Raw genomic sequence first — 14,715 nt, 5'->3', positions numbered from 1 at the left:
ACGCCGAGCCTTCATACAAAAGGTGTGTCGTCCATTGGTCTAAAGGTCGCAGGTGTCGGGTTACGCCTAAAGTCGCACGATGTGCTCAAGATTGGCGCTTTTCCCTTTGCTTTCAGGCTTGTAGGCGACAATTTATGCTGTTTTCGGGACAAATGAGCATGGCGCGAGGTTTCAGTCGCCATTTATCTGGAGTAGGCTCGAACGCAGCCAGATGTTCAATCCATAGATGGAGTTCAGCATGGGATACAAGAAGATTCAGGTTCCGGCAGTCGGCGACAAAATCACCGTCAATGCAGACCATTCTCTCAATGTTCCTGACCAACCGATCATCCCTTACATCGAGGGTGACGGTATCGGCGTCGACATCAGCCCGGTGATGATCAAGGTGGTCGACGCAGCTGTTGAAAAGGCTTACGGCGGCAAGCGCAAGATCTCGTGGATGGAGGTTTACGCCGGTGAGAAGGCGACCCAGGTCTACGATCAGGATACCTGGCTGCCCCAGGAAACCCTGGATGCGGTCAAGGATTACGTGGTGTCCATCAAGGGGCCGCTGACCACGCCGGTGGGTGGCGGCATCCGTTCGCTGAACGTGGCCCTGCGTCAGCAGCTCGACCTTTACGTGTGCCTGCGCCCGGTGCGCTGGTTCGAAGGCGTGCCCAGCCCGGTCAAGAAACCAGGCGATGTGGACATGACCATCTTCCGTGAAAACTCCGAAGACATTTACGCCGGGATCGAATGGAAGGCCGGTTCGCCCGAAGCGATCAAGGTGATCAAGTTCCTGAAGGAAGAAATGGGTGTGACCAAGATCCGTTTCGACCAGGATTGCGGGATTGGCATCAAGCCGGTGTCGCTGGAGGGCACCAAGCGCCTGGCGCGCAAGGCCCTGCAATATGTGGTGGATAATGACCGCGATTCGCTGACTATCGTGCACAAAGGCAACATCATGAAGTTCACCGAAGGGGCCTTCAAGGAGTGGGCCTACGAAGTGGCGGCGGAAGAGTTCGGCGCGACGCTGCTCGATGGTGGGCCGTGGATGCAGTTCAAGAGCCCGAAGACCGGCAAGAATGTAGTGGTCAAGGATGCGATTGCCGACGCGATGCTCCAGCAAATCCTGCTTCGTCCGGCTGAGTATGACGTGATCGCCACCCTCAACCTGAACGGTGACTACCTGTCTGATGCCCTGGCCGCGGAAGTGGGCGGTATCGGTATCGCGCCGGGGGCCAACTTGTCCGACACTGTGGCGATGTTCGAGGCAACCCATGGTACTGCGCCTAAATATGCAGGCAAGGACCAGGTCAACCCAGGTTCGTTGATTCTGTCGGCAGAGATGATGTTGCGCCACATGGGCTGGACCGAGGCGGCGGATTTGATCATCAAGGGCACCAACGGTGCGATTTCGGCCAAGACCGTGACTTATGACTTCCATCGCTTGATGGAGGGCGCCAAGTTGCTGTCTTCGTCGGCCTTCGGCGATGCGTTGATTTCGCATATGTAAGACAGAAACACAAAAAGCCAGCCACCCTCGTGAATCGGAGTGGCTGGCTTTTTTATGGAAGTTTGCTCAGTGGCTGATCAGGCCAGTTGCGTTTTTGGTTTTTGAGCTGGTTCTGTTTTAACGGTGCCGATGCAGATTGATGCTTTGATTTTCACAGCGTGCTTGCCTTTGGGGCCTTGAATAATCTCAAAATCGACGCCCTGGCCCGCTTTCAGGGTTTTGTATCCTTCCATGTCGATCGCTGAGTAATGCGCAAAAAGGTCTTCATCCTTGCCTTCTTCAATGATGAAGCCGAACCCCTTGGCATTGTTGAACCACTTGACCTTACCAGTTGCCATACCCATATCCCTCTGCACCAGACTCCATCACTGGAGTATCATCCAGTTTATCCGTCCTAACCCGAATAAATAAGGTTGACTGCGCGGACCTTTTTTACCCACTGTGGGTTCTATTGGTTGTAACACCGATTTGCCGATAGTCAAGGCGACCCGTTGGTCAGAGTTGAAATTCTGACAGGTCGCCCCCACCACTGTATTTGAACCACTGACGAACCTTTCTTTCCATGCATGCAAACAGCCAGATTCGACTAACATTCAATCAGGATCGACCGGATCAGGAACATGATGACGACGGTTCTGCAGGCATTGCTGTTCAAGAGGCCAAGCCTGCTTTACAGGCGCCGCCGATGTACAAGGTGGTTTTGTTCAATGATGACTACACACCGATGGATTTCGTCGTCGAAGTGCTCGAGGTGTTTTTTAACCTGAACCGCGAGTTGGCGACCAAGGTAATGCTGGCCGTTCACACAGAAGGACGGGCAGTATGTGGAGTGTTTACCCGCGACATCGCCGAGACAAAGGCCATGCAGGTCAACCAGTACGCCAGGGAAAGCCAGCATCCGCTACTCTGTGAAATCGAGAAGGACGGTTAACGCCGACCACTTGGGTATGAGGTGAAGCTATGTTAAACCGCGAGCTCGAAGTCACCCTCAATCTTGCCTTCAAGGAGGCCCGTTCGAAGCGTCATGAATTCATGACCGTCGAGCACCTGCTGCTGGCACTTTTGGATAACGAAGCTGCCGCCACCGTTCTGCGTGCGTGCGGCGCTAACCTCGACAAACTCAAGCATGACCTGCAGGAGTTTATCGACTCCACGACGCCACTTATTCCCGTCCACGATGAAGACCGTGAAACCCAGCCAACCCTGGGCTTCCAGCGGGTGCTTCAGCGTGCTGTTTTCCACGTGCAGAGCTCCGGTAAGCGTGAAGTCACGGGCGCCAATGTGCTTGTGGCCATTTTCAGCGAGCAGGAAAGCCAGGCAGTGTTCCTGCTGAAACAGCAGAGCGTTGCCCGTATCGATGTCGTCAACTACATCGCCCACGGTATCTCCAAGGTGCCTGGGCACGGCGATCATTCCGAGGGTGAGCAGGAGATGCAGGACGACGAGGGGGGTGAGTCTTCTTCTTCGGGCAATCCACTGGATGCCTATGCCAGCAACCTCAATGAACTGGCGCGCCAGGGGCGGATCGATCCGCTGGTGGGGCGTGAGCTTGAAGTTGAGCGCGTCGCGCAGATCCTTGCGCGTCGTCGCAAGAACAACCCGTTGCTGGTGGGTGAGGCGGGCGTGGGTAAAACCGCGATCGCCGAAGGCCTGGCCAAGCGCATCGTGGATAACCAGGTGCCGGACCTGCTGGCCAACAGCGTCGTCTACTCCCTTGATCTCGGCGCTTTGCTCGCCGGGACCAAGTATCGGGGCGATTTCGAGAAGCGCTTCAAGGCGTTGCTCGGCGAGCTGAAAAAACGCCCGCAGGCCATCCTGTTCATCGACGAGATCCACACGATCATTGGTGCCGGTGCGGCCTCCGGTGGGGTGATGGACGCCTCCAACCTGCTCAAGCCGTTGTTGTCCTCGGGTGATATCCGTTGCATCGGCTCGACCACGTTCCAGGAATTTCGCGGCATCTTCGAGAAAGACCGTGCCTTGGCGCGTCGCTTCCAGAAAGTCGATGTGTCCGAGCCTTCGGTGGAAGACACCATCGGCATCCTGCGCGGGCTCAAGGGGCGCTTCGAAGCGCACCACGGTATCGAGTACACCGATGAAGCCTTACGTGCGGCGGCTGAGCTGGCGTCGCGCTACATCAATGACCGGCACATGCCGGACAAGGCCATCGATGTGATTGACGAGGCGGGTGCTTACCAGCGCCTGCAGCCGGTCGAGAAACGCGTAAAACGCATTGACGTGCCTCAAGTCGAGGATATCGTGGCGAAGATTGCGCGGATTCCACCTAAACACGTCAACAGTTCTGATAAGGAACTGCTGCGTAACCTGGAGCGCGACCTCAAGCTCACCGTATTTGGCCAGGACGCGGCCATCGACGCGCTGTCCACTGCGATCAAGCTGTCGCGTGCGGGCCTCAAGTCGCCGGACAAGCCTGTCGGTTCGTTCCTGTTCGCAGGCCCGACCGGCGTCGGCAAGACCGAAGCGGCGCGGCAGTTGGCCAAGGCCATGGGGATCGAGCTGGTGCGCTTCGACATGTCCGAATACATGGAGCGGCACACCGTGTCGCGCCTGATCGGTGCGCCTCCTGGCTATGTCGGTTTCGACCAGGGCGGACTGTTGACCGAGGCGATCACCAAGCAGCCGCATTGCGTGTTGCTGCTCGATGAAATCGAGAAGGCCCACCCGGAAGTCTTCAACCTGCTGTTGCAGGTGATGGACCACGGGACCCTGACCGACAACAACGGGCGCAAAGCGGACTTCCGCAACGTGATCGTGATCATGACCACCAACGCCGGTGCCGAAACGGCCGCGCGCGCTTCGATTGGCTTCAGTCATCAAGATCACTCTTCTGATGCCATGGAAGTGATCAAGAAGAGCTTTACGCCTGAGTTCCGCAACCGCCTGGATACCATTATCCAATTTGGTCGCCTCAGCCATGAGGTCATCAAAAGTGTGGTGGACAAGTTCCTCACCGAGCTCCAGGCGCAGTTGGAAGACAAGCGCGTGCAACTGGAGGTTTCGGAAGCGGCGCGCAGCTGGATCGCCGAAGGCGGCTACGATGCGGCAATGGGCGCACGCCCGATGGCGCGTCTGATCCAGGACAAGATCAAGCGGCCGCTGGCCGAAGAGATCCTGTTTGGCGAGCTTTCCGACCATGGTGGCGTGGTGCACATCGATCTGAAGGACGGCGAGCTGACCTTTGACTTCGAAACCACGGCTGAAATGGCCTGATAGCTGACTGCAACAAAGCAAAAGGCGCCGAAAGGCGCCTTTTTGCTGTCTCTGATTGTGCAATGCAGTCTTCAGGTCAATAAAGACCAAATGTGGGAGCTGGCTTAACCAGTATCTGTTAAATCGCACACACACAAAAACGCCCGGCATAACCGGGCGTTTTGTATTGACTTGCTTAGCGAGCGCGGTAAGTGATGCGCCCTTTGCTCAAGTCATAGGGCGTCAGCTCGACGCGCACTTTGTCGCCGGTAAGAATACGAATGTAGTTCTTGCGCATCTTGCCGGAGATATGCGCGGTTACGACGTGCCCATTTTCCAACTCCACACGAAACATGGTGTTGGGCAGGGTGTCGACGACAGTGCCTTCCATTTCGAAGCTGTCTTCTTTCGACATGCAGTAAAGCCCTCGGTATCCAGTGAATGGCCCGGTGCAACTGCGCCAGGCAAAAGCGGCGTGCATTGTGCCCGAAAAAGGGTGTTTAAGCCAAGGGGTTCTAGTTAAGTGTGACCCATCTTTGATTAATCAGCAGTTCAATCGGTCGATATTGGGTCTTGTAATTCATCTTTTTGCAGTTCTTGATCCAGTAGCCGAGGTACACCGCCTCCAGTTCCTGGCGCAGCGCTTCGCCAATTTGCCAGAGGATCGCGAAGCGTCCCAGGCTACGGCGTTCTTCCGCAGGCTCATAAAAGGTATAGACCGCTGAAAGCCCGTTTGGCAGCAAATCGGTCACGGCGACGGCCACCAGGCGGCCGTCCGCACGAAACTCGTAGAAGCGTGAGAAGGGCAGGTCGCGCACCAGGAACGTGGAAAACTGGTCGCGACTGGGCGGGAACATATCGCCGTCGGCGTGCCGCTCCTCGATATAACGCTGGTACAGGTCGAAGTATTCTTCGGTGAAGCGCGGCTTGGCTGGCATTACCGTCAGATCGGCGTTGCGCTTGAGGATGCGTTTCTGGTTACGGTCCGGCAGAAACTGCGCCACAGGGATGCGTGCCGGCACGCAGGCATTACAGTTCTGGCAATGCGGCCGGTACAAATGATCGCCACTGCGCCGAAAGCCCATTTCCGAGAGGTCGGCATACACATGCACGTCCATCGGCTGGCTGGGGTCGAGGAACAGTGTGGTGGCCTGCTCGTCGGGCAGATAGCTGCAAGAGTGGGGTTGAGTGGCATAAAACTTCAAACGCGCCAACTCGGTCATGATCAACCCTCGGATAAGCTTTGAAATAAGTGTAAGCCAGGAGTGCGCAAGTCGCTTAAGAAACCCACGGTCCGGCGTTGGGCTGGTCCAGATGGTCACGCAGGAAACCTGCGAATTCGCTGCGGGATAGGGCGCGGGCACCCAGGCTGTGCAGGTGGTCGTTGGGCATCTGGCAGTCGACCAGCACGAAACCCCAGGCCTGCAATTGGCGGGTCAACGTGGCGAAGCCGAATTTCGAAGCGTTGTCGGCGCGGCTGAACATCGATTCGCCGAAAAACAATTGGCCCATCGCCAGGCCATACAGGCCGCCCACCAGTTCGCCGCCGTCCCAGACCTCGACCGAGTGGGCGAAGCCGCGCTGGTGAAGTGCCAGGTAGGCGCTCTGTATGCCTTCAGTGATCCAGGTCCCATCGGCATAGGCGCGCGGTGCGGCGCAGGCCTGGATGACCGCAGCGAAGTCCTGGTCGAAGGTGACACTGTAGCGCTGCTGGCGCAACAGTTTGCCCAGGCTGCGAGACACATGCAGTTCGTCGGGGAATATGACGGTGCGTGGGTCAGGCGACCACCAGAGGATCGGCTGGCCCTCCGAGAACCAAGGGAAGCAGCCATGACGGTAGGCTTGCACCAGCCGTTCGGCCGAGAGGTCGCCACCGGCCGCGAGCAGGCCATTGGGCTCGCGCATGGCCTTGGCCAGCGGAGGGAAGGTCAGTGAATCGCGTTGTAACCAGGTCAGCATGGCATCCAGGCTTACGGAAGGGGAGGGGAGTGACAGGTGTGACACCTGCTTGCGCAGTGCTGATTATTGTCGACCTGGCGCCATCGGGCCAGCCCGAATCGGCCTTTCAGGCGTATTAGCGTGAGCAGGTGTTTCTGCAACTCTGTGTCGGGGACGCGGTCGTAATCGGGTCGGTTCGATGCAGGCCATTTGCCAAGCTGGCCTGGATTGATAAAAACAGCTCATAAGCCTTTGTCAGCAAAGACAATGCATGCTCAAATTGAACATGTTGTGAGACGCGATTGGCTAGGCTGCCGGGTGAAGGGCCAGGGCGTGGCATCGCAGTCACAAACCCGTACAATGCGGGCATTGTGGCGCTTTCCTCATTTCATCCAGCAATCGCCCAATGGTAAAAGTAGATTCAACGACACTCGTTCATTTTTCAGCTGCTCGGATTGGGCAGCATTTGCAGTCATTCAACAGATGGACGCGCTAAAGGCGCAGGAAAAGACCCGTTTTGAAGAAATCCGCCGCAACACCTAAAGCAGCAGTCGTGCCGGCCTGGCGCCAGCACCTGCATTATCGCCTCAAGGAAGGTGCGCTGATCGCTATCGGCGCGCTGTGCCTGTTCCTGATGATGGCCTTGCTCACGTATGGCAAAGACGATCCGGGCTGGAGCCATAACAGCAAGATCGAAGACGTGCAGAACTTCGGCGGCCCCGCCGGTTCCTACAGCGCCGATATCCTGTTTATGGTGCTGGGTTACTTCGCGTATATCTTCCCGTTGCTGCTGGCGATAAAGACCTGGCAGATCTTCCGCCAGCGTCACGAACCCTGGGAGTGGAGCGGTTGGCTGTTTTCGTGGCGCCTGATCGGCCTGGTGTTTCTGGTGCTGTCCGGCGCGGCCCTGGCCCATATCCATTTTCATGCACCGACCGGCTTGCCGGCGGGTGCGGGCGGTGCGCTGGGCGAAAGCCTCGGCGACCTGGCGCGCAAGAGCCTGAATATCCAGGGCAGCACCCTGATGTTTATTGCGCTGTTCCTGTTCGGCCTCACCGTGTTCACCGATCTGTCGTGGTTCAAGGTGATGGACGTGACAGGCAAGATCACCCTCGACCTGCTGGAGTTGTTCCAGGGCGCGGCCAATCGCTGGTGGTCGGCCCGTGTGGACCGCAAACGCATGGTGGCCCAACTGCGTGAGGTGGACACCCGCGTCAACGAGGTGGTGGCCCCGAGCACGCCGGACCGACGCGAACAGGCCAAGGTCAAGGAACGCCTGATCGAACGCGAGCAAGCCCTGAGCAAGCACATGTCGGACCGCGAGAAGCAGGTGCCGCCAGTGATTGCCCCGGCACCGCCCAAGGCCCCCGAGCCCAGCGCTCGCGTGCAAAAAGAGAAACAGGCGCCGTTGTTCGTCGACAGCGCCGTCGAAGGTACCTTGCCGCCGATCTCGATTCTCGACCCGGCCGAAAAGAAACAACTCAATTATTCCCCAGAGTCGCTGGCGGCCGTCGGCCACCTGCTGGAAATCAAGCTCAAGGAATTCGGCGTCGAAGTGACGGTGGACTCGATCCACCCCGGCCCGGTGATTACCCGTTACGAGATCCAGCCGGCTGCGGGCGTCAAGGTCAGCCGTATTTCCAACCTGGCGAAAGACTTGGCGCGTTCCCTGGCCGTGACCAGCGTGCGCGTGGTGGAAGTGATCCCCGGCAAAACCACCGTGGGTATCGAAATCCCCAACGAAGACCGCCAGATCGTGCGCTTCTCCGAAGTCCTGTCGACGCCGGAATACGATAACTTCAAATCGCCGGTCACCCTGGCCCTGGGTCACGACATCGGCGGCAAGCCGGTAATCACTGACCTGGCGAAAATGCCTCATCTGCTGGTCGCGGGTACCACCGGTTCCGGTAAGTCGGTGGGCGTGAACGCGATGATCCTGTCGATCCTGTTCAAGTCCGGCCCGGATGACGCCAAGCTGATCATGATCGACCCGAAGATGTTGGAATTGTCGATCTACGAGGGCATCCCGCACCTGCTGTGCCCTGTGGTCACTGACATGAAGGACGCCGCCAACGCGTTGCGTTGGAGCGTTGCCGAGATGGAGCGCCGCTACAAGTTGATGGCGAAGATGGGCGTACGTAACCTGTCGGGCTTCAACGCCAAGGTCAAGGAAGCCCAGGACGCCGGCACACCGCTGGCCGACCCGCTGTACAAGCGCGAAAGCATCCACGACGAAGCGCCGCTGCTGACCAAGCTGCCGACCATCGTGGTGGTGGTCGACGAATTTGCCGACATGATGATGATCGTCGGCAAGAAGGTCGAAGAACTCATCGCACGTATCGCCCAGAAAGCTCGGGCGGCCGGTATCCACTTGATCCTCGCGACCCAGCGTCCGTCGGTGGACGTGATCACCGGCCTGATCAAGGCCAACATCCCGACGCGCATGGCGTTCCAGGTGTCGAGCAAGATCGACTCGCGGACCATCATCGACCAGGGCGGCGCCGAGCAACTGCTGGGCCACGGTGACATGCTCTACATGCCGCCAGGCACCAGCCTGCCGATCCGGGTGCACGGCGCGTTTGTTTCCGACGATGAAGTACACCGCGTGGTGGAAGCCTGGAAACTGCGCGGCGCGCCGGAATACAACGACGACATCCTCGCAGGCGTTGAAGAAGCCGGCAGTGGCTTCGACGGCGGCAGCAGTGGCGACGATGATGCCGAGACCGACGCGCTGTACGACGAAGCCGTGGCCTTCGTGCTGGAAAGCCGTCGCGCGTCGATTTCTGCCGTGCAACGCAAACTCAAGATTGGCTACAACCGCGCCGCCCGCATGATCGAATCCATGGAAAATGCCGGCGTCGTCACCGCAATGAACACCAACGGCTCGCGCGAAGTCATTGCCCCCGGGCAGATGCGCGACTGACCCCGTGCCGCGTGGCAGCACGCGGCGCGCCCTGACTACTCAATGAGGACTCCCATGCGTCTTATCCGCATGCTGTTGTTGCCGGCACTGGCCCTGACCGCTGTTTCGGCTCACGCTGACCCGGCTTCCGTCGCCAGCCTGAAGAACCTGTTGGACAAATCCCAAACGCTGACTGCGCGCTTTTCCCAGCTGACCCTGGATGCCGGCGGCACCCAGTTGCAGGAAACTGCAGGCGAAATGGCCGTGCAGCGCCCGGGCCTGTTCTACTGGCATACGGAAGGCAAGGCTGAGCAGACCATCGTGTCCGATGGCCAGAAGGTCACCCTGTGGGACCCGGACCTGGAACAGGCGACCATCAAGAAGCTCGACCCGCGCCTGAACCAGACCCCGGCGCTGTTGCTGTCGGGCGATGTGTCGAAAATCAACGACAGCTTCGACATCACGTCCAAGCAAACCAGCAACGTCATTGAGTTCACCCTCAAGCCGAAATCCAAGGACACCCTGTTTGACACACTGTCCCTGTCGTTTGGCAACGGCGTGATCAATAACATGCGCCTGGTCGACAGCGTCGGCCAACGCACCGATATCCTGTTCTCCGGGGTCAAGGCCAACCAGCCGGTGCCGGCGTCCAAGTTCAAGTTCGACATCCCCAAGGGTGCCGATGTGATCCAGGAATAAATCCCCCAGAGGTTTCAAACGCTGCCCATGGACCTGTTTCGAAGTGACCCGATTGCCCAGCCCCTGGCCGCGCGCTTGCGCTCGACCAACCTGGATGAGTACGTCGGTCAGGAACACCTGCTCGCGCGCGGTAAGCCCCTGCGCGAAGCCTTGGAGCAGGGCGCACTGCATTCGATGATCTTCTGGGGGCCGCCGGGCGTGGGTAAAACCACCCTGGCGCGGCTGCTGGCGAAGGTCTCGGATGCACACTTCGAGACGGTCTCCGCGGTGCTCGCCGGGGTCAAGGAGATCCGCCAGGCGGTGGAAGTCGCCAAGCAGCAGGCCGGGCAATACGGCAAGCGCACCATCCTGTTTGTCGATGAAGTGCATCGCTTCAACAAATCGCAGCAGGATGCGTTCCTGCCCTATGTGGAAGACGGCACGCTGATCTTTATCGGTGCCACCACCGAGAACCCTTCTTTTGAATTGAACAACGCCTTGCTTTCGCGGGCGCGCGTCTATGTGCTGAAAAGCCTGGACGAGGCGGCGATGCGAAAGCTGTTGCGGCGTGCGTTAAGCGAAGACAAGGGTCTGGGCAAGCGCCAGCTGAGTCTCAGCGATGAAGGCTTCAAGATACTGATGAGCGCCGCCGACGGTGACGGGCGCCGCTTTCTCAACCTGCTGGAAAACGCCTCGGACCTCGCCGAAGACGGCAATGAAATTGGCGTCGACCTCCTGCAAAGCCTGCTCGGCGATACGCGTCGGCGCTTCGACAAGGGCGGCGAAGCCTTCTACGACCAGATATCGGCGCTGCACAAATCCGTACGCGGTTCCAACCCGGACGGCGCGCTGTACTGGTTCGCGCGCATGATCGACGGCGGCTGCGACCCGCTTTACCTTGCCCGCCGTGTGGTGCGCATGGCCAGCGAAGACATCGGCAACGCCGACCCGCGTGCGCTGAGCCTGTGCCTGGCGGCGTGGGAAGTTCAGGAGCGCCTGGGCAGCCCGGAAGGCGAATTGGCAGTGGCCCAGGCCATTACCTATTTGGCCTGCGCACCTAAAAGCAACGCGGTGTACATGGGCTTCAAGTCCGCGCTGCGCGCCGCGGCCGAACACGGCTCCCTGGAAGTGCCGCTGCACCTGCGCAACGCCCCGACCAAGCTGATGAAACAACTGGGTTACGGCGATGAATACCGTTATGCCCACGATGAACCGGACGCCTATGCTGCCGGTGAAGATTACTTCCCCGACGACCTTGAGCCACAACCGTTCTACCAGCCGGTGCCCCGTGGCCTGGAGCTGAAGATCGGTGAAAAGCTCAATCACCTCGCCCAACTCGATCGACTCAGCCCAAAACAGCGGAGAAAGTAGTGCTCAAGACGATTCTTGCCGTGTCCGCAGCCGGCATCGCTGGTACATTATTGCGTTTCGCCACTAGCACCTGGGTCAGCGCCAACTGGCCGAAGCATTTTTATGCGGCGACCCTGGCGGTCAACCTAGTGGGCTGTTTGATCATCGGGCTGTTGTACGGCTGGTTCCTGTTGCGCCCGGAAGTACCGATTGAAATTCGGGCTGGCTTGATTGTCGGCTTTGTAGGCGGTCTGACGACCTTTTCATCCTTTTCACTGGATACGCTGCGCCTGCTGGAAAGCGGGCAGGCCTTGGTTGCCTTCGGGTACCTGGGCATCAGCGTGTTCGGCGGGCTGCTCGCCACCTGGGCTGGCCTGTCCTTGACCAAACTTTGATAAACGAGAGACCGACATGCTCGATTCCAAACTGTTACGTAGCAACCTTCAGGACGTAGCGGACCGCCTGGCATCCCGTGGCTTTGCCTTGGATGTCGCGCGCATCGAAGCGCTGGAAGAACAGCGCAAGACCGTCCAGACCCGCACCGAAGCACTGCAGGCTGAGCGTAATGCGCGTTCCAAATCCATCGGTCAGGCCAAGCAGCGCGGCGAAGACATCGCGCCGCTGATGGCGGATGTCGAGCGCATGGGCACCGAGCTGTCCGACGGCAAAGTCGAGCTGGACAAGATTCAGACCGAGCTGGATTCGATCCTGCTGGGCATCCCTAACGTGCCGCATGAGTCTGTGCCGATTGGCGAAGACGAAGACGGCAACGTCGAAGTGCGTCGGTGGGGCACGCCAAAAGCCTTTGATTTCGAGATCAAGGACCACGTTGCCCTAGGCGAGTTGACCGGCGGCCTGGATTTTGAAACTGCCGCCAAGATGTCCGGCGCACGCTTTGCCTTGCTGCGCGGCCCGATCGCGCGCATGCACCGCGCCCTGGCGCAGTTCATGATCAACCTGCACACCGCCGAGCATGGTTACGAAGAAGCCTACACCCCTTACCTGGTGCAGGCGCCGGCGCTGATGGGCACCAGCCAGCTGCCGAAGTTCGAGGAAGAGCTGTTCAAGATCAGCCGCGACGGTGACGCCGATCTGTACCTGATCCCGACCGCCGAAGTGTCGCTGACCAACATCGTGGCGGGCGAGATCCTCGACGCCAAGCAACTGCCGTTGAAGTTCGTGGCTCACAGCCCGTGCTTCCGCAGCGAAGCCGGTGCATCGGGTCGTGACACTCGCGGCATGATCCGCCAGCACCAGTTCGACAAGGTCGAGATGGTGCAGGTCGTCGAGCCGTCGACGTCCATGGAAGCCCTGGAAGGCCTGACCGCCAACGCCGAACGCGTCCTGCAACTGCTGGAGCTGCCGTATCGCGTGCTGGCGCTGTGCACGGGCGACATGGGTTTCAGCGCCGTGAAGACCTACGACCTCGAAGTGTGGGTGCCGAGCCAGGATAAATACCGCGAGATTTCGTCGTGCTCCAACTGCGGTGATTTCCAGGCGCGTCGTATGCAAGCGCGTTTCCGTAACCCGGAAACCGGCAAGCCGGAGCTGGTCCACACCCTCAACGGTTCGGGCCTGGCCGTAGGCCGTACGCTGGTGGCGGTGCTGGAAAACTACCAACAGGCTGACGGTTCGATCCGCGTGCCTGAAGTGCTCAAGCCTTACATGGCTGGCGTCGAGGTCATCCGCTAAATGGAATTTCTGCCGCTGTTTCATAACCTGCGCGGCAGTCGTGTGTTGGTCGTCGGTGGTGGGGAGATTGCCTTGCGCAAATCCCGGCTGCTGGCCGACGCCGGTGCGGTGTTGCGGGTGGTTGCTCCCCAGATCGAAGACCAGTTGCGTGAGCTGGTGCAGGGCAGTGGCGGGGAACTGATGTTGCGCGGTTATCAGGAGGCCGACCTCGACGGTTGCACCCTGATCATCGCGGCAACGGACGACGAGCCGCTGAACGCGCAAGTGTCCAGCGATGCCAAGCGTCGTTGCGTGCCGGTCAATGTGGTGGATGCGCCGGCCTTGTGCAGCGTGATCTTCCCGGCGATTGTCGACCGTTCGCCTTTGGTGATCGCGGTGTCCAGCGGCGGCGATGCGCCGGTGCTGGCGCGCCTGATCCGCGCCAAGCTGGAAACCTGGATTCCTTCCACCTACGGTCAGTTGGCCGGGTTGGCGGCGCGTTTTCGTGCCCAGGTCAAAGGTTTGTACCCGGATGTGCAGCAACGTCGCGCGTTCTGGGAAGAGGTGTTTCAAGGCCCGATTGCCGATCGCCAGCTGGCCGGGCAGGGGGCTGAAGCCGAGCGTTTACTGATCGAAAAGGTCAACGGAGCGCCGCCTTATGCGCCGGGTGAGGTTTACCTGGTGGGCGCAGGACCGGGTGATCCTGACCTGCTGACCTTCCGCGCCCTGCGCCTGATGCAGCAAGCCGACGTGGTGCTGTACGACCGCTTGGTTGCGCCGGCAATTCTCGAGCTGTGCCGCCGTGATGCCGAGCGCGTGTACGTCGGCAAGCGTCGCGCCGACCATGCTGTGCCGCAAGATCAGATCAACCAGCAACTGGTTGACCTGGCCAAGCAAGGCAAACGCGTGCTGCGCCTCAAAGGTGGCGATCCATTCATCTTTGGGCGAGGTGGTGAAGAGATTGAGGAACTGGCAGCCCACGGCATCCCGTTCCAAGTGGTGCCGGGGATCACGGCGGCCAGCGGTTGCGCAGCGTATGCGGGCATTCCGCTGACCCACCGTGACTATGCGCAGTCAGTGCGATTTATCACCGGGCATTTGAAGAACGGTACGTCGGACCTGCCTTGGGATGACTTGGTAGGCCCCTCGCAGACCTTGGTGTTCTACATGGGCTTGATTGGTTTGCCGATCATCTGCGAACAGCTGATCAAGCATGGGCGGGCAGCGGATACCCCGGCAGCATTGATCCAGCAGGGCACCACATCTAACCAGCGTGTGTTTACTGGCACGCTGGCCGACTTGCCGCGCATGGTGGCGGAGCATGAAGTGCATGCGCCGACACTGGTGATCGTCGGTGAAGTGGTGATGTTGCGTGAGAAGCTGAAGTGGTTTGAAGGCGCCCAGGCACAGGTTTAAGCCTTAAAAGCATCGCGGGCAAGCCCGCTCCCACAGGGGATTGCATTCCAATGTG

Annotated in this window: 14 protein-coding genes; 10 read left to right on the top strand and 4 right to left on the bottom strand. The window is 59.4% G+C overall.

What is annotated here, in order from left to right:
* Positions 1 to 238: 238 nt before the first annotated feature.
* The gene (gene icd / locus HU722_RS17905) at positions 239 to 1,495 is read left to right on the top strand and encodes an NADP-dependent isocitrate dehydrogenase (protein ID WP_065890769.1); all 1,257 of its coding nucleotides are present in this window, start codon (positions 239 to 241) and stop codon (positions 1,493 to 1,495) included.
* A 77-nt stretch (positions 1,496 to 1,572) separates the two neighbouring features.
* Here icd and cspD read toward each other — a convergent pair whose 3' ends face one another.
* Complete coding sequence (gene cspD, locus HU722_RS17900; protein WP_065872072.1) at positions 1,573 to 1,839, bottom strand: cold shock domain-containing protein CspD; 267 nt, start codon at positions 1,837 to 1,839, stop codon at positions 1,573 to 1,575.
* Positions 1,840 to 2,057: 218 nt separating this feature from the next.
* On the opposite strand from cspD, the gene clpS reads away from it, so the two are divergent.
* Entirely contained in the window at positions 2,058 to 2,426 is a 369-nt protein-coding gene (gene clpS, locus HU722_RS17895) for an ATP-dependent Clp protease adapter ClpS (RefSeq protein WP_005789091.1), read from the top strand.
* A gap of 29 nt (positions 2,427 to 2,455) precedes the next feature.
* Positions 2,456 to 4,726: an ATP-dependent Clp protease ATP-binding subunit ClpA gene (clpA, locus tag HU722_RS17890; RefSeq protein ID WP_049712679.1), complete on the top strand. Its 2,271-nt coding sequence runs from the start codon at positions 2,456 to 2,458 to the stop codon at positions 4,724 to 4,726.
* A gap of 175 nt (positions 4,727 to 4,901) precedes the next feature.
* Here the strand turns inward: clpA and infA are convergent, their stop codons facing one another.
* The 3 genes from infA to aat form a co-directional block, all read right to left on the bottom strand.
* Positions 4,902 to 5,120: a translation initiation factor IF-1 gene (gene infA, locus HU722_RS17885; RefSeq protein WP_002553999.1), complete on the bottom strand. Its 219-nt coding sequence runs from the start codon at positions 5,118 to 5,120 to the stop codon at positions 4,902 to 4,904.
* 100 nt (positions 5,121 to 5,220) lie between these two features.
* Entirely contained in the window at positions 5,221 to 5,928 is a 708-nt protein-coding gene (locus HU722_RS17880) for an arginyltransferase (protein WP_012724939.1), read from the bottom strand.
* A gap of 55 nt (positions 5,929 to 5,983) precedes the next feature.
* Positions 5,984 to 6,664, bottom strand: coding sequence for a leucyl/phenylalanyl-tRNA--protein transferase (gene aat / locus HU722_RS17875; protein WP_065890770.1), 681 nt, complete (start codon positions 6,662 to 6,664; stop codon positions 5,984 to 5,986).
* 246 nt (positions 6,665 to 6,910) lie between these two features.
* Here aat and HU722_RS17870 point away from each other — a divergent pair, with 246 nt between their 5' ends.
* The 7 genes from HU722_RS17870 to cysG are packed head-to-tail and all read left to right on the top strand — an operon-like array spanning position 6,911 to position 14,660.
* The gene (locus tag HU722_RS17870) at positions 6,911 to 7,186 is read left to right on the top strand and encodes a hypothetical protein (RefSeq protein WP_139114558.1); all 276 of its coding nucleotides are present in this window, start codon (positions 6,911 to 6,913) and stop codon (positions 7,184 to 7,186) included.
* The gene (locus HU722_RS17865) at positions 7,161 to 9,566 is read left to right on the top strand and encodes a DNA translocase FtsK (protein ID WP_065890771.1); all 2,406 of its coding nucleotides are present in this window, start codon (positions 7,161 to 7,163) and stop codon (positions 9,564 to 9,566) included. The genes HU722_RS17870 and HU722_RS17865 overlap by 26 nt, the downstream gene beginning before the upstream one ends.
* 54 nt (positions 9,567 to 9,620) lie before the next feature.
* Positions 9,621 to 10,244: an outer membrane lipoprotein periplasmic chaperone LolA gene (gene lolA / locus HU722_RS17860; protein WP_016975527.1), complete on the top strand. Its 624-nt coding sequence runs from the start codon at positions 9,621 to 9,623 to the stop codon at positions 10,242 to 10,244.
* Between the two features lie 27 nt (positions 10,245 to 10,271).
* Positions 10,272 to 11,594, top strand: a complete 1,323-nt coding sequence (locus tag HU722_RS17855; protein ID WP_065890772.1) for a replication-associated recombination protein A — start codon at positions 10,272 to 10,274, stop codon at positions 11,592 to 11,594.
* The gene (gene crcB, locus HU722_RS17850) at positions 11,594 to 11,968 is read left to right on the top strand and encodes a fluoride efflux transporter CrcB (protein ID WP_065872076.1); all 375 of its coding nucleotides are present in this window, start codon (positions 11,594 to 11,596) and stop codon (positions 11,966 to 11,968) included. Before HU722_RS17855 ends, crcB begins: the two co-directional genes overlap by 1 nt.
* Before the next feature lie 16 nt (positions 11,969 to 11,984).
* Positions 11,985 to 13,265, top strand: coding sequence for a serine--tRNA ligase (serS, locus tag HU722_RS17845; RefSeq protein WP_065881892.1), 1,281 nt, complete (start codon positions 11,985 to 11,987; stop codon positions 13,263 to 13,265).
* The gene (gene cysG, locus HU722_RS17840; protein WP_065872078.1) at positions 13,266 to 14,660 is read left to right on the top strand and encodes a siroheme synthase CysG; all 1,395 of its coding nucleotides are present in this window, start codon (positions 13,266 to 13,268) and stop codon (positions 14,658 to 14,660) included.
* Positions 14,661 to 14,715: the final 55 nt, after the last annotated feature.

The organism is Pseudomonas tritici (assembly GCF_014268275.3).
GTDB classification, from domain to species: Bacteria; Pseudomonadota; Gammaproteobacteria; order Pseudomonadales; family Pseudomonadaceae; genus Aquipseudomonas; species Aquipseudomonas tritici.
The sequence above is the reverse complement of the archived record's forward strand: the minus strand, read 5'-3'. Positions and strand labels throughout refer to the sequence as shown.